The 25,243-nt window shown below is 73.4% G+C and carries 23 protein-coding genes; 9 read left to right on the top strand and 14 right to left on the bottom strand.

The features are described 5' to 3' along the window. The first annotated feature begins 3 nt into the window (after window positions 1-3). The 3 genes from DVK44_RS00660 to DVK44_RS00650 all read left to right on the top strand — a co-directional run bounded on the left by DVK44_RS00660 (window position 4) and on the right by DVK44_RS00650 (window position 3,145). The gene (locus DVK44_RS00660) at window positions 4-1,323 is read left to right on the top strand and encodes a cation:proton antiporter (RefSeq protein ID WP_114657668.1); all 1,320 of its coding nucleotides are present in this window, start codon (window positions 4-6) and stop codon (window positions 1,321-1,323) included. 281 nt (window positions 1,324-1,604) lie between these two features. Continuing rightward, window positions 1,605-2,099 (top strand): BlaI/MecI/CopY family transcriptional regulator, encoded by a 495-nt coding sequence (locus DVK44_RS00655; RefSeq protein WP_408055384.1) that lies wholly within the window; start codon window positions 1,605-1,607, stop codon window positions 2,097-2,099. A gap of 5 nt (window positions 2,100-2,104) precedes the next feature. Continuing rightward, window positions 2,105-3,145, top strand: a complete 1,041-nt coding sequence (locus DVK44_RS00650; RefSeq protein ID WP_114657666.1) for a M56 family metallopeptidase — start codon at window positions 2,105-2,107, stop codon at window positions 3,143-3,145. Window positions 3,146-3,161: 16 nt separating this feature from the next. On the opposite strand, the gene DVK44_RS00645 is transcribed toward DVK44_RS00650, so the two are convergent. The 13 genes from DVK44_RS00645 to DVK44_RS36220 form a co-directional block, all read right to left on the bottom strand. Continuing rightward, a complete protein-coding gene (locus DVK44_RS00645; protein ID WP_114657664.1) occupies window positions 3,162-3,572 on the bottom strand; it encodes a PTS-dependent dihydroxyacetone kinase phosphotransferase subunit DhaM in 411 nt (136 codons plus the stop codon). Beyond that, the gene (gene dhaL / locus DVK44_RS00640; protein ID WP_114664797.1) at window positions 3,569-4,210 is read right to left on the bottom strand and encodes a dihydroxyacetone kinase subunit DhaL; all 642 of its coding nucleotides are present in this window, start codon (window positions 4,208-4,210) and stop codon (window positions 3,569-3,571) included. The genes DVK44_RS00645 and dhaL overlap by 4 nt, the downstream gene beginning before the upstream one ends. Before the next feature lie 82 nt (window positions 4,211-4,292). Continuing rightward, window positions 4,293-5,285 carry a dihydroxyacetone kinase subunit DhaK gene (gene dhaK, locus DVK44_RS00635; protein ID WP_114657662.1) on the bottom strand — a complete coding sequence of 331 codons (993 nt, stop codon included), beginning with the start codon at window positions 5,283-5,285 and terminating at the stop codon, window positions 4,293-4,295. A gap of 305 nt (window positions 5,286-5,590) precedes the next feature. Then, window positions 5,591-5,983 (bottom strand): VOC family protein, encoded by a 393-nt coding sequence (locus DVK44_RS00630; protein ID WP_114657660.1) that lies wholly within the window; start codon window positions 5,981-5,983, stop codon window positions 5,591-5,593. After that, on the bottom strand, window positions 5,980-6,282 hold the full coding sequence (locus tag DVK44_RS00625) for an ArsR/SmtB family transcription factor (protein WP_114657658.1): 303 nt from the start codon (window positions 6,280-6,282) through the stop codon (window positions 5,980-5,982). The genes DVK44_RS00630 and DVK44_RS00625 overlap by 4 nt, the downstream gene beginning before the upstream one ends. A gap of 102 nt (window positions 6,283-6,384) precedes the next feature. After that, on the bottom strand, window positions 6,385-7,119 hold the full coding sequence (locus DVK44_RS00620) for a dienelactone hydrolase family protein (protein ID WP_114664796.1): 735 nt from the start codon (window positions 7,117-7,119) through the stop codon (window positions 6,385-6,387). 244 nt (window positions 7,120-7,363) lie between these two features. Beyond that, window positions 7,364-7,957: a DinB family protein gene (locus DVK44_RS00615; protein ID WP_114657656.1), complete on the bottom strand. Its 594-nt coding sequence runs from the start codon at window positions 7,955-7,957 to the stop codon at window positions 7,364-7,366. A gap of 315 nt (window positions 7,958-8,272) precedes the next feature. Further along, window positions 8,273-9,262, bottom strand: a complete 990-nt coding sequence (locus DVK44_RS00610; protein ID WP_114657654.1) for a hypothetical protein — start codon at window positions 9,260-9,262, stop codon at window positions 8,273-8,275. Next, on the bottom strand, window positions 9,259-10,533 hold the full coding sequence (locus tag DVK44_RS00605; RefSeq protein ID WP_162793615.1) for a hypothetical protein: 1,275 nt from the start codon (window positions 10,531-10,533) through the stop codon (window positions 9,259-9,261). The genes DVK44_RS00610 and DVK44_RS00605 overlap by 4 nt, the downstream gene beginning before the upstream one ends. Window positions 10,534-10,552: 19 nt before the next feature. Then, window positions 10,553-10,867: a chaplin family protein gene (locus DVK44_RS00600; protein WP_228446932.1), complete on the bottom strand. Its 315-nt coding sequence runs from the start codon at window positions 10,865-10,867 to the stop codon at window positions 10,553-10,555. A 104-nt stretch (window positions 10,868-10,971) separates the two neighbouring features. Further along, a complete protein-coding gene (locus tag DVK44_RS00595; RefSeq protein ID WP_114657650.1) occupies window positions 10,972-11,757 on the bottom strand; it encodes a hypothetical protein in 786 nt (261 codons plus the stop codon). A 317-nt stretch (window positions 11,758-12,074) separates the two neighbouring features. Continuing rightward, window positions 12,075-15,362 (bottom strand): lantibiotic dehydratase, encoded by a 3,288-nt coding sequence (locus DVK44_RS00590; protein ID WP_162793613.1) that lies wholly within the window; start codon window positions 15,360-15,362, stop codon window positions 12,075-12,077. A gap of 69 nt (window positions 15,363-15,431) precedes the next feature. Next, on the bottom strand, window positions 15,432-15,629 hold the full coding sequence (locus DVK44_RS36220; protein ID WP_162793611.1) for a hypothetical protein: 198 nt from the start codon (window positions 15,627-15,629) through the stop codon (window positions 15,432-15,434). 353 nt (window positions 15,630-15,982) lie between these two features. On the opposite strand from DVK44_RS36220, the gene DVK44_RS00585 reads away from it, so the two are divergent. From DVK44_RS00585 to solA, 6 genes are all read left to right on the top strand, one after another. After that, window positions 15,983-16,597 carry a BPL-N domain-containing protein gene (locus DVK44_RS00585; RefSeq protein ID WP_114664794.1) on the top strand — a complete coding sequence of 205 codons (615 nt, stop codon included), beginning with the start codon at window positions 15,983-15,985 and terminating at the stop codon, window positions 16,595-16,597. 270 nt (window positions 16,598-16,867) lie between these two features. After that, complete coding sequence (locus tag DVK44_RS00580; RefSeq protein ID WP_162793609.1) at window positions 16,868-17,416, top strand: hypothetical protein; 549 nt, start codon at window positions 16,868-16,870, stop codon at window positions 17,414-17,416. Window positions 17,417-17,589: 173 nt separating this feature from the next. After that, window positions 17,590-18,936, top strand: a complete 1,347-nt coding sequence (locus tag DVK44_RS00575; protein WP_114657644.1) for an aromatic ring-hydroxylating dioxygenase subunit alpha — start codon at window positions 17,590-17,592, stop codon at window positions 18,934-18,936. Further along, window positions 18,923-20,443 carry a glutamine synthetase family protein gene (locus tag DVK44_RS00570; protein ID WP_228446931.1) on the top strand — a complete coding sequence of 507 codons (1,521 nt, stop codon included), beginning with the start codon at window positions 18,923-18,925 and terminating at the stop codon, window positions 20,441-20,443. The genes DVK44_RS00575 and DVK44_RS00570 overlap by 14 nt, the downstream gene beginning before the upstream one ends. Window positions 20,444-20,522: 79 nt before the next feature. Further along, window positions 20,523-21,974 carry an aldehyde dehydrogenase family protein gene (locus DVK44_RS00565; RefSeq protein ID WP_114657642.1) on the top strand — a complete coding sequence of 484 codons (1,452 nt, stop codon included), beginning with the start codon at window positions 20,523-20,525 and terminating at the stop codon, window positions 21,972-21,974. Then, window positions 21,971-24,451, top strand: a complete 2,481-nt coding sequence (gene solA / locus DVK44_RS00560; protein ID WP_114657640.1) for an N-methyl-L-tryptophan oxidase — start codon at window positions 21,971-21,973, stop codon at window positions 24,449-24,451. Before DVK44_RS00565 ends, solA begins: the two co-directional genes overlap by 4 nt. Before the next feature lie 29 nt (window positions 24,452-24,480). Here the strand turns inward: solA and DVK44_RS00555 are convergent, their stop codons facing one another. Then, entirely contained in the window at window positions 24,481-25,215 is a 735-nt protein-coding gene (locus DVK44_RS00555; RefSeq protein ID WP_114657638.1) for a GntR family transcriptional regulator, read from the bottom strand. Between the last annotated feature and the right edge of the window lie 28 nt (window positions 25,216-25,243).

The following is a 25,243-nucleotide window of genomic DNA, read 5'->3' as shown; positions in this document are numbered from 1 at the left end:
CCCGTGCACGAAACGACCGAACTGCTCATCGAACTCGGGGCCATCATCCTCGGCCTGGGGATCCTGGGCCGGCTCGCCGGCCGTGTGGGCTTCTCCGCCATCCCGCTCTATCTGCTCGCCGGACTCGCCTTCGGCCACGGCGGCCTGCTCCCGCTCAACGCCAGCGAGGAGTTCGTCGCCACCGGCGCGGAGATCGGCGTCATCCTGCTGCTGCTCCTGCTCGGTCTGGAGTACAGCGCCTCGGAGCTGGTCTCGAATCTCAAGACCCAGTACCCCTCGGGCATCGTCGACTTCGTCCTGAACGCCGTGCCGGGTGCCGTCGCCGCGCTGATCCTGGGCTGGGGCCCGGTCGCGGCGGTGGCCCTGGCGGGTGTCACCTGGATCTCGTCGTCGGGGGTGATCGCCAAGGTCCTCGGCGACCTCGGCCGGCTCGGCAACCGCGAGACACCGGTGATCCTCGGCGTCCTGGTCATAGAAGACCTCGCCATGGCCGTCTATCTGCCGCTGCTCACCGCCCTGCTCGCCGGGCTCAGCCTCGCGGGCGGCAGCCTCACCCTGCTGATTTCGCTCGGTACGGTCGGCGCGGTGCTCTATCTGGCCCTGCGGCACGGCCGGCTGATCAGCCGCGCCGTCTCCTCCGACAACCCCGAGATGCTGCTCCTGGTCGTCCTCGGCCTGACCGTGCTGGTCGCCGGGGTCGCGCAGCAGCTCCAGGTCTCGGCGGCGGTCGGCGCGTTCCTCGTCGGGATCGCGCTCTCGGGCGAGGTCGCGGAGGGCGCGCACAACCTGCTCGCGCCGCTGCGTGACCTGTTCGCCGCCGTCTTCTTCGTCTTCTTCGGGCTGAACACCGACCCGGCCGCCATTCCGCCGGTCCTCGTCCCGGCGCTCATCCTGGCGACCATCACCACGCTCACCAAGATCGGCACCGGCTGGTACGCGGCGAAGCGCGCCGGGGTCAGAACGGCGGGCCGCTGGCGCACCGGCGGCACCCTGGTGGCACGCGGCGAGTTCTCCATCGTCATCGCGGGGCTCGCCGTCGGCGTGGAGCCGCGCATCGGGCCGCTGGCCACGGCGTACGTGCTGATCCTGGTGATCCTCGGGCCGCTGGCCGCCCGCTGGACGGAGCCGCTGGCCCGGCGCCTGACGCGCAAGAAGCCCGCCCCGGCGCCCGTCTCCGGGCCCGTGGCCGCGGCGGCTGTCGCGGGCGACGCGGAGAGCGCCGTACCGGAGGCGGCCGTGTCGACGGTGTCGAGCGTGAGCGTGGAGACCGTCAAGACGGAATCCACGGACGCCGCCACCGACGCGGCCCCCAGCCACGGCTGATTCGGGGCTCGGCCCTTCCGTACGGAGTACGGGGCACAGGACGAGTGCGGGGCACAGGACGCGCGCCCTGCGCCCTGTGCCCCTGCCGGACCGATGACCGGGCCGGGTACGGTACGGCCGGAGTCCGGCCGGAATCGAAATCTACAGGACTGTAGAAGTTCACGGCAGAGGGCGTCGGTGCCGCCGGGCGCGCCTCTGTAGCACCGGGCGCGCCTCAGTAGCATGGGCCTCATGTCCCGTGGCACGGCCACGCGGCCGGAGGGAGGCGATCGACCGTGAGGGTGCCCGGAAATCCGAGCCGCGATCCGAGCGCCGGCGCGCTGCCGGACGAGCGGCCCCGCCGCCGGGGCCAGGGCGAACTGGAGGCCCAGATCCTCGCCGCGCTGAGCGATGCGCCCGGTCCCGTCACCGCCGCCTGGGTGCGGGAACGGTTCGGCGGCGATCTCGCGTACACGACCGTCATGACCATCCTCACCCGGCTCCATGTCAAGCGCGCCGTCACCCGGGAGCGCGCGGGCCGCTCCTTCCTGTGGCGCGCGGCCTCGGACGAGGCGGGGCTCGCCGCCCTGCGGATGCGCCGGGTGCTGGACGCCGAGGCGGACCGCGGCGCCGTACTGGCCCGGTTCGTCACCACGCTCTCGCCCGACGACGAACGGCTCCTGCGCGACCTGCTCGGACTCCCCGAGGACGGCGATGTGGCCGGCTACGCCGAAGGCCGCACGGAAGGCCCCATGGAAGGCCCCACGGGCAGTGGCCCGGCCGGGGCGGAGGGCTGAGCCGCGTGGGGGTCTTCGTCTATCTGCCGCTCGTCCTGCCGCTGACCGCGCTGCCCGTCGCGCGCCTCGCCGCGTACCGTCTCCACCCGCGCGTCGCCACCCGGCTGCTCGCCGCGCTCGCCGCCGTCCTCGCGGTGTGCAGCACGCTGTGCCTGGGGCTCCTGGTGGTGGTCGGCACCGCGCAACTGGCCGGGAACCCGCTGCCCGACGCCTGGTCGGACCCCGAGGTCCGGGAGGCGGTCCCGTACGACGGGATAACCGGCAAGGCGGCGATCGTGGCCCTCGCCGCGGTCGCCGTGGGCTGCGCGGAGGCCGCGCTGCGCCATCGCCGCGTACGCCGCCGGGCGCAGCGCGCGCTCGCCGGACTGCCCGACGGGGAGCTGGCCGTCGTGACCGACGAGGCACCGTACGCGTACGCGCTGCCGCTCCCGTTGCCGCTGCCCCGGACGGGGACCGTGTCCTCCGGCGGAACCGACGCCCGTACGACGGCGCGTGCGACCGCCCGTACGACCGCCCGTGCGCGAGGCCGGATCGTCGTGTCCACGGCCATGCTCGCGTGCCTCGGCCCCCGGGAGCGGGCGGCGCTGGTCGCGCACGAACGCGCGCATCTCGCCGGGGGCCACCACCGGTTCCTGCTGACCGTACGGCTCGCCGCGCGGGCCAATCCGCTGCTGCGCCCGCTCCGGTCGGCGGTCGCGTACACCAGCGAACGCTGGGCGGACGAGGAGGCGGCACGGGCCACCGGGGACCGTACGGTCGTGGCCCGCGCCATCGGCAAGGCCGCGCTCGTCTCCCGGGGCACCCCCAGCCCGACCCTGGCGGGGATCGCGGGCCCGGGAACCGCCGGCACCGGACCCGGGCCGGTGCCGCGCCGGGTGGCCGCGCTGCTGGGGCCCGCGCCGGCGGCGGTGCGCTGGCCGCCGGTGTTCACGGCGGTGGGGCTGGCCGTATGGGCGGCGGCGGTCGGAACACTGGGCTCCGCCCTCTCCTCGGCGAACGCGGCCGTCACCCTCGTCCTCGTCCTGCGGGCCGCCACACCGCTGTGACGGAGGGACGGCGCGATCACTGTTTGCGGTACTGATACGCCTCCGAGGCCGCCGCCTCCACCGCGTCCAGGTCCCCGCCCGCGGAGGCCGTGACCAGGGCGGCGACCGCTCCCTCGACGAAGGGCGCGTCGACGAGCCGTGCCTCCGGCGGGAGTTCGTCGCCCTCGGCGAGCATCGCCTTGACGGTGAGCACGGCGCTGCCGAGATCCACGAGGATCGCCACGCCCGCGCCCCGGTCCACCGAGGCCGCCGCGGCCGCGATCAGCTCGGAACTCGTACCGAGACCGCCGTCCGGGGTGCCGCCGGCCGCCGCGACGGGCGCGGTGCCACCGCCGCCCGCCAACCCCTGCGCCAGCGCGGCGACGGCCGTGGCGACCGGGCCGCTGTGCGACACGAGGACGATGCCGACCGGCGCTTCGATGCTCATTCGCTCACCTCCCCGTCTGCCTCCGCCGCTTCGGCGAGGGCGGCGATCAGCAGGGCCGACGAGGTCGCGCCCGGGTCCTGGTGCCCGATGCTCCGTTCGCCCAGATAGCTCGCCCGGCCCTTGTGCGCCTGGAGCGGCACGGTGGCGAGGGCGCCCTCGGCAGCCGCGCGTGCCGCCGCCGGAAACGACGAGGAGCCGTCCGGAGGCGGAGCGGAACCGAGCGCCTCGACCGCCGGTTCCAGCGCGTCCAGCATCGTCTTGTCCCCGGCCTTGGCCCCGCCGAGCTGCGCCACCGCCGCGACGCCGGTGCGCAGCGCCTCGGCCAGCTGCGCGGGGGACACCTCGGCCGCGTCGCCCAGCGCCTTGCCCGTACGCCGCAGGAGCGTCCCGTACAGCGGCCCGGACGCGCCGCCCACCGTGGAGATCAGCCGCCGGCCCGCCAGCGTCAGGGCGGCGCCGGGCGTGGCCGGCGGCTCCTCGCCGAGACTGGCCGTGACGGCCCTGAAACCGCGCTGGAGATTGCTGCCGTGGTCCGCGTCGCCGATGGCCGAGTCCAGCTCGGTCAGCAGATCGGCGTCCCGCTCCACGGCGGCCGCGGTGGCGGTCAGCCAGCGGACGAAGAAAGCCGTGTCGAGCATCCGGTCCATCGCGATCTCCTCACCCCAACGGGCCTCCCGGCCCGATCCAGCCCGCCCACGCCCTGACGGGCCCTGCCGTCGACTACCGGCCCCAGCGGAGCGCGGCGGTCTCCACCGGCGCGTCCCAGAGCCGCAGCAACTCCTCGTCGACCTGGCAGAGGGTCACCGAGCAGCCCGCCATGTCGAGCGAGGTCACGTAGTTGCCGACGAGCGTACGGGCCACCGCGACGCCCCGCTCGCCCAGTACCCGCTGCACCTCGGCGCTGAACCCGTACAGCTCCAGCAGCGGCGTCCCGCCCATGCCGTTGACCAGCGCGATCACCGGACCCGAGGGCCGGAGGTCGTCGAGTACGGCGTTCACGGCGAAGTCGGCGATCTCGCGGGAGGTCATCATCGCCCGCCGCTCGCGCCCCGGCTCGCCGTGGATCCCGATGCCCAGCTCCAGCTCACCGGCGGGCAGATCAAAGGTCGGGCTGCCCTTGGCGGGCGTGGTGACGGCGCTCAGCGCGACCCCGAAGCTGCGGGAGCTCTCGTTCACCCGCCGGCCGATCGCCTCGACCCGCTCCAACGGCAGCCCCTCCTCGGCCGCCGCCCCCGCCATCTTCTCCACGAACAGCGTCGCGCCCGTACCGCGCCGCCCGGCCGTGAACAGGCTGTCGGTCACCGCCACATCATCATTGACCAGGACTTTTCCGATCTGGATGCCCTCGTCCTCGGCCAGCTCGGCGGCCATGTCGAAGTTCAGTACGTCACCGGTGTAGTTCTTGACGATGAACAGCACCCCGGCCCCGCTGTCCACGGCCGCGGCGGCCCGCGCCATCTGATCGGGTACGGGCGAGGTGAACACCTCCCCGGGACACGCCGCCGACAGCATCCCCGGCCCCACGAACCCCCCGTGCAACGGCTCATGCCCCGACCCGCCCCCGGAGACCAGCCCCACCTTCCCCGCGACGGGCGCGTCCCGCCGTACCACCACCCGGTTCTCCACATCGACCGTGAGCTGAGGATGCGCGGCCGCCATCCCCCGCAGCGCATCCGCGACAACGGTCTCCGGCACGTTGATCAACATCTTCAAGGGTGCCTCCCAGATAGGCTTACAGCTCTGCCCCTGACCCGCGTTTTTGCAGCTCAGGCGGCGTGTGTCCGATTTGCGATCTTGGCGGTTCCTGGCGGTCCGAAGCGGTTCCCGGCGGTGCTTGTGCTGACCTCGTGCCGACTTCCCTGACGCATGGTCAGCTCCTTGCGGGGCGGCTCGGCGCGGCGATTTTCGCCGTACGGATCCAGTATCGATCGAACCCGGCCAAGTAGCACGGCATGCGACGGCCGGGGGCTGTCACTGTCGACGCCACAAAGGGGCGCCCGCGCACGAGGCTGTCCGGACTACTGGGGCTGTGTCGCGATCTGGATCAGGTTGCCGCAGGTGTCGTCGAAGACGGCGGTGGTGACAGGGCCCGCTTCCAGGGGCTCCTGGGTGAAGCGGACGCCGAGGCCGCTCAGGCGCTCGTACTCCGCCTTCACGTCGTCGACGGTGAACTGGGCGAGCGGGATGCCGTCCTGGACGAGCGCGTCGCGGTAGGGCTTGACGGCTGGGTGGCCGGCGGGCTCCAGGAGCAGTTCGGTGCCGCCGGGCGCGTCGGGGGAGACGACGGTCAGCCACCGGTCCTCGCCGCCCAGCGGGACGTCGTGCTTCTTCACGAAGCCGAGGATCTCGGTGTAGAAGGCCAGGGCCTTGGCCTGGTCGTTGACGAAGACGCTGGTCAGATGGATCTTCATGGAGTGCTCTCCTCCGGTCCTGAGGTGTCGGGCGCGGGCCACCGCTCGGCGATCTGCCGCAGCGGGGCCGTGTCCAGGTCGTGGAACTTGTAGCGGCCCTCCCGCCTGGTCTCGACGAGTCCGGCGTTCTCCAGCACGGCGAGGTGCTGGGAGACCGCCTGACGCGAGATACCGGGCTGACGCTTCGCGCTCAGTCGCGAGCAGATCTCGAACAGTGTCTGCCCGGACCTCTCCGTGAGCACGTCGAGGATGGTACGGCGGGTGGGGTCGGCCAAGGCTTTGAACAGGTCGTCGGCCACGACCGCAGCATAGGCAAGCGTGGGCTTGCCTATCAAGCCGCCTTGTTCACGAGCCGGCGGCACTCGAAGCTCAGCACCTGCTGGTGGCCCGACGGCCCGGCGTCACTTCAGGTGCCGGGTGAAGAACTGGGCCGCGGCGTCCCCCGCGAACTGCGGGACGCCGGTGTGCCCGCCCATATTGGCGTGCAGTGTCTTCTCCTTCGAGCCGAAGGCGTCGAACAGGTCCAGCGCCGCCTGCCGGTCGTTCCCTTCGTCGTCCCACTGAAGCAGGACGTGCAGCGGAATGGTGACCTGGCGGGCCTCCTGGAACATGGCGCGAGGGACGAAACTCCCGGCGAACAGAACAGCGGCCGAGATACGCGGCTCGACCACCGCCAGCCGGGTCCCGATGGAGATCACTCCCCCCGAGTACCCGACCGGGCCGCCGATCTCGCGCAGCGACAGGAGGGCGTCCAGGGCGGCCTGCCATTCCGGGACCGCCCTGTCGACCAGGGGGAGGATGAGGGCGTCGACGATCTCGTCGCTGACCGGCTCGCCCGCCTCCATGGCCCGGCGCAGCTCGGCGAGTGCCTGCTCGGCGGCGGGCCAGCGGGGCCGGTCGCCGCGTCCGGGGAGCTCGATGGTGGCCGTGGCGAAGCCGGCCGCCGCGGAGTGCCGGGCTCGGGCCACCAGCCGGGGGTACGTTTTGCGCAGCCCGAGAGGCGGCGGGCCGAGCAGGATCAGCGGCGCCGGTGCGGATACGGATCCGGGCGTCCACAGGATGCCGGGGATCTCGCCGAGGGCGAATTCGCGCTCGCGGACAGCGCCGTCGAGACGCCGCTCAGAAGTGAACTGCATGGTCGTGCCTTTCGGGAGTGCCATGGAACGGCGCTCCCGGACGACCTATCGCCCGGCCGTGACCCCGGAGGGGAGCGCCCATGTCGATACGTTCACGGGTACCACCTCCTCGCTCTCTTGCACGGCCTCCGGAAACGTAGCAGTGGCTGCCGTGGCTCCGCCAACGGGTTTTCGCGGCGGCTCTGTGGCCGAACACCACGGCGTCCGACGTCACGCCTGGCACCGACGTGCTGCGTTGCCCTCGTCACGCGGAGCGGTCCCGCCGCCTTGCGGCCGATCTGGCGGCCTGTTCGATCTTCGCGCAGTAGGCGGTGCGGGCGTCCTCATCGATCTGCGTCTCGTGTTCGGGGCGCATCCCGGTTCGCCCGTCGACGCCTTCACGCAGGATGTCGGCGTGCCCGGCATGCCGGTTGGTCTCGCCGAGGACGTGGACCATGACGGCGAACAGGTTCGTGTTCGAATAAGGATCCGGCCACCACGGCACATGGCCGGGGGCATCGAGGGCAAGTTCATCGATCGTCGCGTCCGAGTGTTCCCACGTGCGCCGGTAGGACTTGACGATCTGATCGCGGGTCTCGTCCTCTGCCGCCCACAGATCGCTGCCGTCGTGGTTCTGCCACCGGGGCAGCGGTTCCGGGGACGGCCGGTCGAAGACCTCGCCGAAGTACCGGGCCTCGACGCCGGCCACGTGTTTGACCAGGCCGAGAAGATTGGTCCCGGTCACCGTCAAAGGCCGGCGGGCGTCGTACTCGGACAAGCCGTCGAGTTTCCAGAGCAGCGCCTCGCGGTCCCGCCGCAGTCTCCCGTGCAGGCTGTTCTTCGCGAATTCATCGATCATGCGGCATGAGCCTGCCATGGCCACCGCCCGGGCTGCTCAAGAAGCTCGCGGAACGTGCCACGTGAGACCACCTCATCAGCAGGCGGCGGAAGACAGGGTGCGCCGGCGGGCGGGTGTCGAGGGCGATACCGCGCGGCCCACGACGTCCTGCTGAGGTCCCGGGGACCGGTTCAGGGGGTTCGCGGAGTGTGTCAGGCCCAGCAGTGACAAGTACACCGCCACCGGCCCCTGGCAGTGGGTCAACGGGCCTTCCTCCCAGGCGTATTGCGACAGCGGAGACCGGATGTACGCCTGGCACATGGAGGCTCAGTCCGCTCAGGTCGCGGCGGCGCGGTGAGGTGACCGGGCGCCCGGGGCCGGCAGGTCGCCGTGGTGTTGGTTGAGGAGGCGTTCGTGCGCGGGGGTGAAGTACTCGTGCCAGAGACCCACTGCCAGATCGTCGGAGCCGGCTTGGGCAGCGGCTCCGACGGTGGTGGCGGCTTCGGTGGCGGTGGTGGGCGGGTGGCCGGTGGCCTGTGCGAGTCGGGTCAGGGCGCGTTCGCGGGCTTCCGCCGTACCCCCGTGGGCGGGGCCCGCGAGGTCTTCGTGGGTGATTACGGTGACGGCGGGGTGGCGCAGCAGCCATTGGCAGCGTCGTGTTTCGGCCATGCCGGGGAAGTCCGGGTCGGTCAGGGCGAGGGTGACGCGGTCCTCCACGGTGGGCAGCGCGCCGAGGATGTCGCGGTAGATGAGCTGGTCGGGGAGGGTGCCGGCCTGGCTCGCGGGACCGGACAGCAGGAGGACCAGGCTGATCACGCGGTCGCGCAGATCGCGGTGGTGGTAGACGATCGGGGGCCGTGCTTCGGTGTGCCAGGTACGGAGGAATCCGGCGTCGGCGCGCTGGAGGTCGAGGCTGTTGAGGTACCAGCAGCCGCGGCCGGGCAGGAGCCGGCGCAGTTCGGCGTCGGGGAGGCGGGTCAGCCGGTTCTCCACGTCGGGGGTGACGGGTGAGGCTCCGGTGACCGGCTGCCCGAGGCGTGTCCACCAGGTCCGCCACAGGGCGCTCACCGCCGTGTGGAAGGCGGCGGTCAGCTCCGCGTACTCCGGTCCCTGACGGTGCAGGAGCCGGGCCGCTCGCTGCTCGCCGTACGCGGCGGTCAGGAGCGCGTGGACCTCGCCCGGTCCCGGCTGGTCCGCGCCCTCAAGGGCGTGGCCGCTCATCGTGCCGTACGGGGTGTGGCCGAGCCGGGTCAGGGCGTCGGCCAGGAGCGGGGTGCCGCTGCCGCGCGGCGAGACGACGATCACGTGGGGCGCCGGCGGGGTCATGGGGCAACTCCGGTGGGAGGGGCGGGCGGTGCGGGCGCGGTGGGGGAGAGGAGAAGGTCCTCGTAGGTGTGGTGGCGGCGGGTGGAGGTGCGGTGGTGCAGCAGATGGACCGCGCGGGTGTGTTCTCCCGTGCCGAGCAGGGCGCGGGCGAGGGTGTCCTGCACGATCTCGCGCTCCACCCGGACTCCGCCAAGCCGCTTCGTCCGCTCGCCGAGGCCCGTCAGCAGGTCCACCGCCGCCCCGGGGCGGCCCGCGGTGACCTCGGCCAGCGCCCGGACGACCGGGGCCAGCACCTCCCGGAAGTCGGGCCGTTCGTCCCGGGCCGCCCGGCGGGCCAGGGCGTGCAGCTCGTCGGTGGCGGCCTCGACGGCCAGCGCGAGGGCGAGGCTGAAGGTGTGGAAGACCTCGGCCATCCCGCCGGGACCGGCCAGCAACTCCCTGACGTGGGACGGGTCGGAGCGGCGGGCCGGGGACTGTCCGGCGAGCAGCAGCCGCCAGTTCGTCGCCGCGCGCATGCCCACATCGCCACGGGCCAGGGCCTCGTCGGCGCGTCGGCGGGCATCCGTGAAGTCCCCGCAGGCCAGGGACTGGAGGGCGGCATGCCAGTTGAGGTGCCTGAACTGGACGGCGCCCGGGTCGGCGGCCAGCCACCGGTCGAGGAACGCGGTGGCCGCCGGGCCGGCTCCCCGTTCGTGGTCCGCGTGCGCGCGGGCGTGTGCGGCGAGCCCGGAGCGGGGATGCGCGGTCAGGGCCAGCCCGGCGAGGTCCAGCGCCTCGGCCGCGCGGCCCTGCTCCGCCCGTACCCATGCCAGCCGGCTCGTCCAGGCCCAGCTGTCCCGGCCCCGCAGCGCCTGGAACCGCTCGGCCAGGGCATCGCCCCGCGCCCGGTGGGCCGGGTCGCCGGTCGCGTGGAAGGCGTCGAACATCAGACCCGCCACCTCGTCCCCGGGCCACCGCTCGAAGTGGGTGAGGAGATGCTCGGCCGTCAGCCGGTACTGGCGGTGGGTGTGGAGGAAGACGCCGTACACGAGGCTCACCGACCGCTCACCGGCGCTTCCCCCGTCCTCCCGCAGCGCGTCGCGATGGGCGGTCGTGAGCTGCTCGCGCAGCTCCGTGTCGCTCAGCCCGTCGCTCGTCGCGAGAACCAGCAGCGCCCGCGCCACACCGTGCCGGGGCTGCCGCGCCACCCACTGCCGTACGAGCGGCAGGGCGTGCCCGCTGAGGGACGCCAACTCCCTTACGGGAGCGTCCTCCAGAGAGACGCCGGCCATACCGGTCACCGATTCGGCGCTACACACTGGCCCTGAACACCGCGGTGCAGACGATGCCGCTGCTGCCGCAGTGGTTGCGCGGCAGGGAGAGCGGCAGCTGCGCCAGGTTCGCGCTCACCGCGCCGCTCCCGGCCGCGGTGCCGCCCGCCGCCTGCGTACCGCCCTGGGTGACGCACGTATTGCCGAACACCGCGTTCCCGACGCCGATCACACTGGCGTGCGCCGCTCCGGCCGGCGCCAGGGCAGCCCCCAGCGCCACCCCCACAGCGGCGGCGCGCCTGCCCAACTGCCGGGTGCCGCTTCCGTCCTCGTGCTCCTGAACGCACTCGCTCACCAGTCGCTCCTCACTGCCGCGATCACGCCCCGCGCCGGACGGCCGGGGACGTACGCCCTCTCAACGACGATCCGCCCGTCAGGGCACGCCGTCGTGGCGAGGCGTCAACGGGAGAGAACCATGAAGGCGAGAGCCGGGTACGAGGCCGTGAAGGCCCAGAGGAAGACGTTCAGCCCCATCGCCACGGCGCAGGTCAGGTGGAAGAGGACTCCGCAGGCCAGGAAGAAGGGCAGTGCCGCCGGCGGGGTGAGCAGCACGAGGGGGAAGGCGGCCTCGAAGACGCCGACACCCCGGGAGGTCCAGGCGGTGGCCGCGGTGTGCGCGGTGGCCAGGGCGGCCAGCCGCCGGTTTCCGAAGCATCGGGTGCCCAGGACGCCGCTGAGGGCGCTGCCGCTGCGCCATGGGGGAGACGCCACCTTGTAGATCCCTGAGGTGAAGTACGCCAGGGCGGACTGGAGCGCGAGGAAGTACAGGGTCAGGCGCATCGTGGTGGCATGGGGATGCAGCGCGGCCAGCGCGAGCGCGGTGAAGACCAGGAGCAGCACCTGGTCCGAGCCCTCGCCCCCGTAAGGCCCTCGCGACTGGAGCGTGATCGAGGTCAGGACGACCGTGCCCAGCGCGAGGGCGTGCGCGGGCGCGGGGAGCGGCCACGGGATCAATGCCGCCGAGGCCGCGGCTCTCCCGGCGAGCACGGCGAGGATGCCGGGGTGGGCCAGCAGACGGTCCCGGCGGGGACCGCGGCGATGGCGCAGCCGGAGAATGTCCCAGCTGGCCAGCGAGGTGCGCCCGAGAAGCGCCGGCCGGCCCAGGAACTCGGCGGAAGTGATCAGCATGCCGGTGGCGGCCAGCACCTCGACGGCGCGCAGCGCCTCGCCGGCGGCGAGCGTCACGGACGGCCTCGGACGGTTGGAGCGACGGGGGCGGCCTGGGTGACGTGGGCCGCCTGGGACGCTGGGGCCGCTGGGGCTGCTCGGGCGGGGACGCGGTGAGGCTTGGAGAGGAACACGGGCCGCGGCGGGGCGACATGGGCCGCGTACGCGGTGACCGCGATCAGGAACTGCACCTCGTACGGGACCGGTGCCGGATCCGCCCGCACCGCGGCGACCGAACGGGGTTCAGCCGAGCAGCCGGCGACGGGCGGCCAGCAGCTCGTCCAGGTCGGCTCCGTCGCCAAGTGCCTCCGCCGTAACGATAGGTGGAGGGCTCGTCATCCCGTGGCTTCGGGGCTCGCTGCCCGGGAGGCGCGCCGGCGGTCCTCGTGTGCCTGGGCTGCGCCGCGCGCCACGGCGTAGGAGCCTTGCTCCGTAAGGGGGTTGGCGCCGATGAGGCGGTTGTGATGCATGTGGAGCAGGGATGCCAGCGCTTCGGTGGGCGGCGCCTCCGAACGGGTGCCGAGTTCCCGCAGCACACTGCCGTAGGCGACGGCTGCCTCGGTACGGGCGGCCCATGCCCGGCGCAGCGCCGTTGAGCCGGTGATGCCGGACGGGAAGCTCCCGGCCGTGTAGGGATTCACGGTGGCGAGAGCCTCCTGGCGGGTACGCCGGAAGCCGCGGTGAGCGGCTTCGTCCTTGGGGAAGGTCTCCAGGAGCCAGCGCAGCCCGGGGGGATCGGGGGAGTCTTCGGCGGTCCGCGGGGCGTATCCGGTGAAGAAGGCGTGGGTGAGCGCCATATGGCCGGCCGCCGCGAGCGGCAGCGGGTCGACGGTGAGTGTGCCGGTACGGGCCAGACGCAGTGTTTCCAGGACGGCGAGGCTGTCCGTGTGGAAGACCCGTTCGGCCGCGGCCATGGCCCGGGGGCCTCCGTAGCGTTCGATCTCCGGGGCGTAGGTGTCCAGGACCAGGCGCCGGGTCAGTCCGGCGTCGCGCAGGGCGGTGGCGAAGGCGTGCACCTGGGGCAGGAGCCGGCCGGTGAGCAGATGGGCGGGGCCGTGCCAGCGCAGCCGGAGGTGGTCGTGGCTGTCCGCGTAACGTACGAAGAACCAGCGGTCGACCTCCGGTGGAAGCGTCTCCAGCAGGGCCGGGAGGTGCGTTGTCAGTACCTCGTTCTGACGGGCGGGGAGGCAGTAGAGCGAGGCGTGGAGCCACTCGCCGCCGGGCAGGTGTTCGCGCCGGCCCTGACGGATCTGTTGTGGCCGGCCGGTCACAACAGGCAGGCCGGTCACAACAGGGTGACCGGGCGCGCGTGGCCCGGTCGTGGAGACGCCCGCACGCGGCCCGGTGGTGGAGGTGGCAGCCGTCCGGGCCAGGAGCGGGAAGACGATCTCGCCGCGGTGGACTCCGTCCGGTCCGGCCAGCCATCCGTCACCGCATCCGGCGGCGGTGGGAAGTTCCTGTACGAAGGTCCCCGGTCCGTGGCCCAGTTCGTGGCGCAGCAGGTCCAGATGCGCGGGGAGGTCCAGATCCAGTTCGATGTGACGGTCGGCCGAGCCCACGCGGACGCGCCGGGGCACGTGCCAGGTGTCGCGCCAGGCCGCGACCGCGCGCGTCCACGTGTCGCGGGGAGTGTTCCGATCGCGGAGGGTGTCGTCGGGCCGCCAGCGGGCCGGCGCGAGCACGGTACGCCCGTAACGGACCCTCGGCAGATACGGCAGCGCCTCCGCGGCCCCCCAGCTCCAGCCGCGCCAGCCGCGTACGCCGCTGGTGGTCAGGTCGCACAACAGCCGTGCCGCGTTGGGGAGATCCCACTCCGGGTCGAGCAGGTGGAAGACCGCGGGCCGGACCCGGCGCCCGGTCCGGGTCTCGACCAGCAGCAGCCGCTCCGCGGTGGCGGTGACAGCGAGGCGGGCCAGGTCCAGCACGGCCGGATCGCCCCGGTCGGCGAAGGTGCCCACCGGCAGCCGGTACTCCAGCAACCGCGGCGCCTGCGCGATGTTCGCCGCGCGGGCGCGGCCGGTCCGGAAGCTGACCTGAGCGTTGAGCACGTCCGCGTCCGCGTCCGCGTCCGCGTCCGACGGCCCCGGATCCCGGGCGAGTTCGGTGAGCGAGGCCCGCATGTCCTCCGGGAGCAGGTGGGCGAAACGTCCGAGCATCGCCCCGGCCCGGCCGGAGTGGCTGCTCAGTACGAGCCGGAAACGCCCTTCCGCCAGGGCTTCCGGGGTATCGGCCAGCAGGTGGGCGCACAGGTCCATCCCCAAGGGCGGCCTTCCCCCGTCGTGGGCCAGGCGGGCCACCGCCGGATGGTCGTCGCTCAGCAGGATCTCGCGTTCCCCGGCGAGCAGCGCCCGCTGGGCCAGTGCGGCCAGCACCTCGTCGCGCGCGGTGTCCCGGCGGTCCTCGGCCGGCTCGGGACGCGGGCCGGGCGGGCAGCGGTAGCCCGCCGGCGCGCCCAGCCCGATGTCCGGATCGAGGAGTTCCCTCACGGGGACCGGCCGCCCGACTCCGTACCGTTCGAGGAACTCCGCGTGATATTCGCGGAGATGGGCGGGGCCGGGCTCCGGCGGCGACAGCCGCCACAGCAAGCCGGCGGCCCGGGCGGCCTCTTCGGCCACGGCGCCCGGCAGCCGCGCCTCGGCGTCGAGCGCCAGATCCACGTGTACGGGCTGATCCGCGGCGCGCAGGCCGCGCATCCGCTCGCTGACCTCCGTCAGCGCCGTCAGGCCCGCACCCAGGGGAAGCGCGGCGTACGCACCCAGCGCGACCCGGATCGCGCGCAGCTCCGGCAGTTCCGGCAGATCCTCCGGCGGCACCGCCGCCAGGGCGCTCAGCAGATGGTCCAGCGGATCGGCGGCCTCCAGCGGCGGATGTGCCTCGGAGAGCAGAAACCCCTTGGCCACAAGCCGAACCAGCATTCCCTCCGCAGATCCGGGGGGTGCCGCGGGGAAGGCGGCGCCCAGCCGCCGGGCCAGTTCACCGCAGAGCACCGGCGTATCAGCTTGCTCCATGACCAGCGCGACCGCGTCGGTGCGGCGGACGCTCACCTCCCGCACCGGCGCCTCGGCGGATCCGCCCGGAGCGGAGTGCGGCAGGTAGGGAAGCACGACTCTCCCGTCGCGCACGAAACACAGACCGTTTGCCACGACCCGCAGCCACCGCAGCACCTCCGGGCGCTGCTCCCACTCGGTCACCAGCGCGGTCAGCCACGCGCGGTCGGGTCGTACCGCACGCCGGTGCGCGTCACCCCAACGGACCTTCACTTCTTGCGCGTTCGCACCTTGCGCGGCTACTTCCTGCGCGGCTACTGCTTGCGCGTCGTCACCGAACCGCACCGGTGCCACCCCCGACATCAGCCCGAACGGTGTCTCCCGCGACGCCATCCGCAGCCGGTAGCCGGCCAGTGCTCGCAGCGCGCGCCGCAGCGCGGCCGGCTCCTTGTCGGTGTCTCCGGCGGTCTGGGCCAAGGTCTGTGCCAAGGTCCGCGCCAATGACGGCGATGCCACGGCGATGGCTTCGGCCACCGGCCGCGGACGGGCCAGCCGGCTCACCGCCTCGGCCAGCCGGCCGCTCTCGTCCTCCTCCGGAGAGTCCGCGTCCCAGCGCACCTCATCGGCACGCGTCACGGGATGAACGGGTGCCCGCAACAGCCCCGCTCCGGAGCAGCGGAACAACGGGGCTTCGGGCATCCGGCGCTACCGGGCGTGGGTCGACAGACCCCGTGCGGCGGCGTGGGTGGAGAGGTTCCGCGCGGCGGCGTGCGTGGAGAGGTGACGGGCGGAGGCGTGTGTGGACAGGTGACGGTCGGCCGATGCCGCGCTGCCGGTTTCCTCCCGCACATCGAGGTCGAACGCGTTGTCCATTCGCTCCGTGCCAAGGGTCATCGCGGTCATGAGGGAACACCTCCGTTGAATGGTGAAACATGTACGGATTTCCGCTCTTGCCTCACACGATAGTGGGATGGCACGAAACTCGCGAAAGGTGCGTTTAAGCGCGTGCGCGGCCGGAGCCGTGGCATCCGTTGTCCCGTACGGGTGATAAGCGCTGACCGCTCTGGCGCCGGCGCGTTTCAGGCGTCATAAAGGAGACGGGTATGACCCCGCCGGAACGGGGCCCGCGGCCGTGGTGCCGGGAAATCGTATGCACGACAGGTTGGTGAGGAACTGTGAAATCCAACGGAATTCTCGATTCCCATTCCGGCGCGCGCCCGGTGGCGCTTGTCTACCGGGGGCCCGCCCAGGAGGACATGGACTGTGCCGATACGGTCGTCGACCTCCTCGCCAACGGGCCCTGGGGGCTGGACGTCCGTACCGCCGGGCCCAAGGGGGAGCGGCCGTTGTCCGCCGAACTGCTGGCGACCGCCCAGCTGTACGCGCAGCCCGGCGGTGGTGATCTGACGCCCGCCTACCAGCAGCTCAAGCCGTACAAGAAGGCGATCCGTGACTTCGTCGGGCAGGGCGGCCGCTATCTCGGATTCTGCCTCGGCGGATATCTCGCCGGGCGTGAGGAGGGGTTCGGTCTGCTGTCCGGCACCGTCGACCAGTACATCGGTACGGAGGGCGCCACGGTCGTGACCGAGGACAACACCCTGGTCGAAGTCGAGTGGCGCGGGCGCTCGCGTGTGCTCTTCTTCCAGGACGGCGCCTACTTCACACCGGACCCCGGTCCGGGGACGACCGTCCTCGCCACGTACACGAACGGTCGGGCCGCCGCGCTCGTCACCTCCTACGGCGCGGGCCGTGTCGCCGTCGTGGGGCCGCATCCGGAGGCCACCGCCGACTGGTTCGAGGACCCTCCGCTGCCGTTCCACGACACCCATGACCTGGCGCTGGACTTCGTCGGGAGTGTGCTGGACCGCTGAGCGGTCCGCCGCGGCAGCTGTTACCGGTGGGCAACAGACGCCGGTTCGCGATGAAACATGGGGCACGCAGCTTTGTCGGTGTCCGCGGGGTGCCGTCCCGCGCGAGTGACACCAGGAGGGCTGTGAGCACGTCGTACGAGACGATCCTTCCGCCGCGCGGTTCCGGCGGTCCGCGTTCGCGTCCGTGTCCGCGTCCGCGTGGGCCCGGCGGTGGCGATGGCGCCGGCGGTGGGGTCGCGGGAGTGGTGGCGGCCGTTCGGTGCCGGGCCCATGCATGACGTGTTGTGGGTGACCGGGCTGGTGGGTGGAGTGCTGTGTCTCGCCGGGCATCCGGCCGCTTCCGTACGGCAGTGGATGCCGCACGCGGTCGCGTTGGCGGCGATGCTGGCCATGGCCCCCGGAGCGGGGAGCCGGCGCGGGCTGCTCGTGGGGGCCGGCGCGCTCGGTCTCGCGTGGCTGTGGCAGATGCGCGCGGGGTGCCGCTGCCGGGGGCCCGCGGAGGCGGTGGATCTGGCCGCGATGGCGGTGCTGACGGCCGTCGCGGCGGGCGCCGCGGGCCTGGAGAGCGGCCACCACGGCGACCATGCGGCAGCCGTCGCGGACGGCCCCGCCGGGGTCGCGTCGGCCGCGCTCACGCCGTGGACGGCGCTGTTTCTTGTCGCGTGCTGGGTCGTGGCCCGCGCCGGTGCCGTGCTCGTCCGGTTGGCGTGGCCGTCCGGGTCCCCCGAACACCGGCCGGAGCGGCGCGCGTTGCTGCTGGGGGAGACGGGCGGTGTGCTCATGGTGACCACCATGGCGGCCATGATCGGCCTGCCGTGACCGGTCCGCCGTGACTGATCTGCCCTGACCGGTCTGACCTGACCGACTCCGTCGTGACCGGGCGGCCCTGACGGCGGCGCGGAGCGTCCTCCGGACAGCGGCCCTGTTGCTTTGGATCTCGATATGTAATTATTGGATCCAATCACTCATTGATCGTATGCACGAGGAGAGCGATGCTCAGACGCGAGGACAATGAGCGCATAACGCGCACGGGCCCGGGCACCCCCCTCGGGCAGCTCATGCGCGCCTACTGGCAGCCGGTCGCCCTCGTCTCGGAGATGCCGGAGGAGCGACCGGTCAAGGCGGTCCGGATCATGGGTGAGGACCTGGTCCTCTTCCGGCGCGACGACGTCCCCGACCGGGCCGGCGCCTGGGCCCTGGTCGGCCGCTACTGCGCCCACCGGGGCGTCGACCTCTCCTACGGCCGCCGGGAGGACGGCGGGCTGCGGTGTCTCTACCACGGCTGGCTGTACGGGCCCGACGGCCAGTGCCGGGAGCAGCCCGCGGAACCCGAGCACAGCAACTTCGCCGCCAAGGTGCGGATCCCGAGCCACCCCTGCGTGGAGCGCAACGGCATCGTCTTCGGCTACCTCGGCACCGGCGACCCGCCGCCCTTCCCGGCGTACGACTGCTTCCGCGCCCCCGAGGAGTACACCTTCGCCTTCAAGGGCCGGTGGGAGTGCAACTGGCTCCAGGGCGTGGAAGGCGGCATCGACCCGAGCCATGTCTCCTTCCTGCACCGCTTCGTCGGCGAGGACCCCCGCGAGGAGTACGGGCAGCAGTTCAGCGAGGAGGTCGAGGGCACCGGCCGGAAGCTCTCCGAGCTGGTCGGGGCCGGCTTCCGCCCCGATATCGAGGTGGAGAGCGCCGAGCACGGGCTGCGGGTCTTCGCGCTGCGCGAGCTGGCCGGGAACGTCCGGCACGTACGCATCACCAACCTGGTGTTCCCCAATGCCTTCGTGGTGCCCTTCGGCAACGGCAAGGTCTTCTGCCAGTGGCATGTCCCGATCGATGACGAGAACCACCACTGGTTCATGATCCTCTACGACTTCGAGGAGGTCACCGACACCGGGACGCTGCTGGCCCAGCGGCTGAGCGAGGTCTCGCTGCCCGACTACCGGCCGCTGCGCAACCGTACGAACGACTGGGGCTTCGACCCCGGGGAGCAGCGCGAACTCACCTACACCGGCATGGGACTGGACATCAACGTCCACGACCAGTGGGCCGTCGAGAGCATGGGCCCCATCCAGGACCGGACCGTCGAGCGGCTCGGGGTCTCCGACCGCGCCGTCACCGCCAACCGCCGACTGCTGCTGAAGGCGATCACCTCCTTCGAGAACGGCAATCCCGTGCCCGGCCTGCCCCTTGACGCGCGGTCGGCCGAGGAGCTGACCGGCCCCCTCGCCATCGACACCGTCACCCCCGCCGACGGCTGGGAAGACGCGTGGCGACAGCGGGAGTCCGCGCGGCGCGCCCGGTCCCCGTGGGCGGGGCGGGAGGTGCCGCGTGCGCAGCGCTGACGAGCGGCCGCGGGCCGAGAGCGGTGACGGGCCGAGCGCCCGCCCGCTGGTCCCCGCCGGGGCCGGCGGCTTCGTCGAGCGGCACGGTCTGTGGGACGAGCGGCAGTACGTCGCGGCCGGCCAGGTCCGCCGGGTGATCGACGAACTCGGCCTGGACCGGGTGCGGTTCTCCTTCGCCGACCAGCACGGGGTGCTGCGCGGCAAGACCCTGACCCGGGAGGCGGTGCCCGGCGCGCTGCGCTCCGGGGTCACCGCGCCCTCCTCGCTGCTGCTGAAGGACACCTCCGGCCGGACCGTCCTGCCCGTTTTCTCGGGCGACGACCCGCTGGTCCCCGGGGGTTTCGCCGGGGCCGGGGACATCGTGCTCGTGCCCGACATGACGACGTTCCGCGTGCTGCCCTGGGCCGAGCGCACCGGCTGGATCCTCTGCGACGTCCACCACCCGGACGGCACACCCGCGGCGTACTGCCCGCGCGGTCTGCTGCGCGGTAGGCTGGCCGCGCTCGCGGAGGCGGGGTACGACCTCGATGTCGGGGTGGAGCTGGAGTTCCACGTGTACCGCCCGGCGGCCCCCGGGACGGCGCCGGTCAGTGTGGGACGGCCCGGCGCGCCCGGCCCGGCGCCCGAGGTGACACCGCTGAGCAGCGGCGCGCAGCTGCTGCACGAGGAAGGACTCGACCGGCTCGACGAACTGGTCGGTCTGCTGCACACCGGGCTCACCGGGCTCGATCTGCCGCTGCGCTCCCTGGAGCTGGAGTTCGGCCCCGGCCAGCTGGAACTGACCCTGGACGCGCGGGAGGCGGTACGGGCCGCGGACGACGCGCTGCTCGTACGGGCGGCGGTACGGCAGATCTGCCGCCGGAACGGTTACCACGCGACGTTCATGTCCCGCCCGGCCGGCGCGGAGACCGCGTCGACCGGCTGGCACCTGCACCAGTCGCTGCGCTCCCGGGCGACCGGCGGCGCCGCCTTCGACCCGGTGGACGAGGAGCCGCTGTCCCCGGTGGGCCGGCACTACCTCGCCGGGCTGCTGGCCCACGCGCCCGCCGCCACCGTCTTCACCACCCCCACCGTCAACGGCTACAAGCGGTACCTGCCGATGTCCCTGGCCCCCGACCGGGTGGTGTGGGGCATCGACAACAAGGGCGCCATGGTACGGGTCGTCCCCGCCCAGGGCGGGGGCGGCGCCCGGCTGGAGAACCGATCCGGCGAGCCCGCGGCCAATCCGTACCTCTACATCGCCTCGCAGGTGGTCAGCGGGATGGACGGGATGGCCCGGCGGCTCGACCCCGGCCCGCCGGTCACCGACCCGTACGCCGCCGAGGCCCGCCGGCTGCCCGGCTCGCTCGGCCAGGCGCTGGACGCGCTCGACGCGGACCCGGTCTTCGCCGAGGCCCTCGGCCGGGACGTCGTCTCCTGGATCACCACCATCAAACGCGCGGAGTTCGCCCGCTATCTGGCGTACGTCTCGGACTGGGAGCAGCGCGAGTACTTCGACCTCGTCTGACGGCGCTTCGTCCGGCCCGCCCCGGCCCGCCACGATCCGCCCCGGCCCCCGCGGCCGGCCGACACCTTACGGAAGACCTATGACCACGTTCAACGCCCAGCCCTCGCCACGGGAACCCTTCCTCGTCGACGGCCGCTGGACCGACCCCGGCGACCGCACCACCTTCCCCGTCCTCGACCCCTCCTCGGGAGCGGTCCTGAGCCGGGTCGCGCAGGCGACGCCCGAGGACGTGGACGCCGCCGTCGCCGCCGCCGCCCGCGCGCACGCGGACGGCCGCTGGCGCGGCCTGCCGCCCGCCGGGCGGAGCCGGGTGCTGCACCGGATCGCGGAGCTGATCGAGGAGCACGCCGAGGAGCTGGCGGTGCTGGAGACGCGCGACAACGGCAAGCCGATCGAACGCTCGCGCGCCGACACGGCGATGAGCGCCCGGACGTTCCGTCACTTCGCGGGCGCCCCCACCCGGCTGACCGGCACGGTCGTCCCCCTCGACGCCGGCCACCACGTCTACACGGTGCCCGAGCCCGCCGGCGTGGCCGCGCTGATCCTGCCCTGGAACTTCCCGATCATGACGGGCTGCTTCAAGCTCGCCCCCGCGCTCGCCGCGGGCTGCACCGTCGTCGTCAAACCCGCCGAGCAGACCCCGCTGACCATGCTGCGCGTCGCCGCCCTGTGTACGGAGGCCGGGCTGCCCCCGGGGGTGCTCAACGTACTCACCGGCGACGGCGAGGTGGGCGCCGCGCTCACCGCGCACCCGGATGTCGCCAAGGTGTCCTTCACCGGCTCCACCGAGGTCGGCCGGCTGGTGATGAGCGCCGCCGCCCCCACCGTCAAGCGCCTCACCCTGGAACTCGGCGGCAAGAGCCCGCACATCGTCTTCGCGGACGCCGACCTGGACGCCGCCGTCACCACCGCGATCCGCGCCGCCTTCGGCCACTCCGGGCAGATGTGCACGGCCGGCAGCCGGCTGCTCGTCCAGCGCTCCGTGCTCGCCGAGATGGAGGAGCGCCTCACCGAAGCGGTGCGCAAGGTCCCCGTCGGCAACGGCCTGGACGGCGGGATCACCGTCGGCCCGCTGGTCTCGGAGGAGCAGCGCGCACAGGTGCTCTCGTACATCGAGGCCGGTGTCGCGGACGGCGCGACACTCGTGACCGGCGGCCAAGTCCCCGACCGGCCGGGCTACTTCGTCGAACCCGCGCTCTTCACGAACGTCACCAACACCATGCGGATCGCCCGGGAGGAGATCTTCGGCCCGGTCCTCGGGGTGATCCCCTTCGAGGACGAGGAGGAGGCCGTCGCCCTCGGCAATGACACCTCCTACGGGCTCGCCGCCGGAGTGTGGACCAGGGACCTGTCGCGCGCCCACCGCACCGCCGCCCGGCTGCGCGCCGGCACGGTGTGGATCAACACGTACAACATCTTCGACCCGGCGCTGCCCTTCGGCGGGTTCGGGGACTCGGGACTGGGCCGGGAGCTGGGCGACGACGCCCTCTTCTCCTACTGCGAGCGCAAGGCGGTGGTCGTCGCACTATGAGTACCCACACCGCCGCGGTTCCCCTCCCGCCGCCCGCGTCCCGGACCGCGGCCCTCGACGTGGCCGCCCTGCGCGCCGCCACCCCCGGCACGCTCCACGCCCGCCACATGAACGCCGCCGGCGCGGCACTGCCCAGCCGGGCGACGCTGGCCGCCGTCACCGAACACCTGCGCATGGAGTCGCTGCTCGGCGGCTACGAGGCGGCCGAGGCGCTGAGCGCGCGCACCGAGCGGGTCTACCGCTCGGCGGCCCGGCTGCTCGGCGCCGCTCCGGAGGACATCGCCCTGGTGGAGAGCGCCTCCACCGCGTGGCAGCGGGCGCTGGGCGCGCTGCGGCTCAGGGCGGGGGACCGGGTCCTGGCCTCGTCCTCCACCTATGTCAGCTCGGCCCTGCACCTGCTGGAGCTGCGGGAGTCGCACGGCATCGTGCTGGAGGTGCTGCCCGCCGACGCGGACGGCCGGCTCGACCTCGGCGCGCTGGAGACGGCCCTGCGCGAACCGGCGGCCCTCGTCACCCTCGCCCATGTCCCCACCTCCTCCGGACTGGTGGAGCCGGTCGCCGAGGCCGGCGCGCTGGCCGCCCGCGCGGGGGTGCCGCTGCTGCTGGACGCGACACAGTCGCTCGGCCAACTCCCCGTAGACGTGCAGGAGTTGCGCTGCGGTGTCGTCGTCGCCACCGGCCGGAAGTTCCTGCGCGGGCCGCGCGGTACGGGACTGCTGTACGTCGCCCCCGGGCTGCGCGCGAGGGCCCGGCCGGACGCGCCGGACGTACGGGGCGCCCAGTGGTCGGCGGCCTACCGCTACGAGGTGGTGCCGGGCGCGCGGCGCTACGAGACATGGGAGGCGTCCCACGCGCTGCGGCTGGGGCTCGGCACGGCCCTGGAGGAGGCGCTCGACCTCGGTGTCGAGCGGATCCGGGACCATGTGGCCGCGCTGGCCGGCCGGCTGCGGGCCGCGCTGCCGGCCGTGCCGGGCGTACGGCTCACCGATCCGGCGGCGGCGGCCTCGGGCATCGTGACCTTCCTGCGCGACGGGGAGGATCCGCGCGAGACGGTACGGGACCTGCGCACCACCGGATTCCGGCTGTCGACGGTGCCCGCCTCGCACGGTCAGTGGGACCTGGGCAGGCGCGGTCTGGAGCGGGTCGCCCGGGCCTCCCTGCACGTGTACAACACCGAGGACGATGTGGACGCGCTCGTCGCGGCGCTGACGGCCCGTGAGCGCCGGCGCGGGCCGGTGGCCGCTGTGGGTGCCGCTGCCGCCGCCGGCGCTCGCGAGACCGCGCCCGTACTCCCGGAATCCGTACCCGTACCCGCGCTTTCGTCCGCGCCCGTGCCCGCGGGCGGCGGACGGGACCGGGCCGATGTCATCGTGATCGGGGCCGGTATCCACGGCTCCGCCGCCGCCTGGCACCTCGCGGCCCGCGGCGCGCGCGTCATCCACCTCGACCGGTTCCCCGCCGGCCACACCCGGGGCTCCTCGCACGGCCGGACGCGGATGATCCGGCGCGCCTACCCCGCCGAGGTCTGGGACGGCCTGGTCGACACCGCGTACGGGGCCTGGGAGGAACTCGAACAGGCCGCCGGACAGCGGCTGTTGACGATCACGGGTGGCCTGTACGCCCGGGCCGTCGGTGCCCCCGGCACCCTGCGCGGCCCCGGCTGCGCGGAGGTGGACCACGTCCGCGCCGGAGAGCTTTTCCCCGGGCTGAGCCTGTGCGAGGGCTTCACCGCGGTGCACGACCCGGCCGCCGGTGTCATCGACGCCGAGGGAGCGCTCACCGCGCTGGCCGCGCTGGGCCGCGCGCACGGTGTGGACCGGCGGGACGGCTGCGCGGTACGCGGCTGGCGCCGGGAGGGCGACGGGGTGCGGGTCGAGACGGAGCGCGGTGTGCTGCGCGCGGACCGGCTGGTCGTCTGCGCGGGCCCGTGGACCGGGGAGCTGCTGCCCGCCTTCGCCGCGCCGCTGCGGGTGGTCCGGATCGTCAATGCGCACCTCGGCTCCTCGCGGGCGCATCTGCTGGAACCGCCGCTGCTGGGCGCCTTTTCCGTCGAAGTCCCGGACATCGGCCTGCTGTACGGCATCCCGGCCCTGGGCGGCGCGGGCGTCAAGATCGGGCTGGACGACGGGCCCCCGGAGGACCCCTCGGTGCCCGCCGGCCCGGTCACCGGGGCCGAGCGCGACCGGCTGCTCGGCCTGGCCGCCCGCTTCCTGCCGGCGGCGGACGGACCGGTGGAGGAGACGGTCACCTGCCGCTACACGATGGCGCCGGGCAACCGGTTCGCCGTGGGACCGCTGCCGGGGGAGGACCGGGTGTCCGTGGCGGCGGCCTGCTCCGGGCACGGCTTCAAGTTCGGGCCCGCGCTGGGGGCCGCGCTCGCTGACCTGGCCGAGGGCAAGGCACGGCCGGACCTGGACTTCCTGTCCCCGGCCGCGATGGGCATCACCGACGCGCCCGGCCCGGGAGCCGGCGCGTGAGCCCCGGGTCCCGGCGGGCCGCCGGCCGCTCAGCCCCGGAAGACGGTGGCCGACCGCTGCTCGTACCAGCGGGCCAACTGCTCGCCCGCGCTGGTCACATGGGCCTTCATCTCGGCGCGCGCCCGCTCGGCGTCCTCCGCGGCGAGCGCCTCGACGATGCGCTCGTGCTCACGGATGTTGTCCTCGCGGTGGCGGGGGTTGTCGTGCAGGACGAGGGCGGAGACATTGCGCGGAAACGCCTCGTTGACGTCCTTGATGGCGCGGGCGAGACGCTGGTTGCCGGCGACGGTGTGGATGAGGGTGTGGAAGCAGTCGTTCGCCGCGGTGGAGGGCGAGGCGCCCTCGCCCGGCGTGCCGCCGCCGCTGACCGCGCGCACCGTCTCGTTGGCCTCGCGCAGCTCCCGCAGGATGGCGGGGGTGATCGCGCGGACCGCCCGTACACAGGCGAGCCCTTCGAGTTCGGCGCGGATCTCGTACGCCTCGCGGACCTCCCAGGGGGAGGGGACCCGGACCACGGCGCCGCGGTTGGGCAGCACCTCGATGAGACCGCCCGCCTGGAGCTGCCGCAGCGCCTCCCGTACGGGAGTACGGCTCACCCCGAGCGCGCCCGCGAGTTCGGCCTGGCGCAGCTGGGCCCCGATGGGGATCTCGCCGGAGAGGATCCGCGCGCGGATCGCGGCGGCGGTGTCGTCGACGAGCGCCTTGCCCTTTCCCGCGGGGGAGTCCGCGGTGGAGTCCGCGGCGGCGGGCGGGGCGGTGTCCATGGGGTCTCCGTGGGGTCGGGGAGGCGAG

This window comes from Streptomyces paludis, from assembly GCF_003344965.1.
In the GTDB taxonomy this organism is placed as follows: domain Bacteria; phylum Actinomycetota; class Actinomycetes; order Streptomycetales; family Streptomycetaceae; genus Streptomyces; species Streptomyces paludis.
This window is presented reverse-complemented; position numbering and strand designations above follow the sequence as displayed.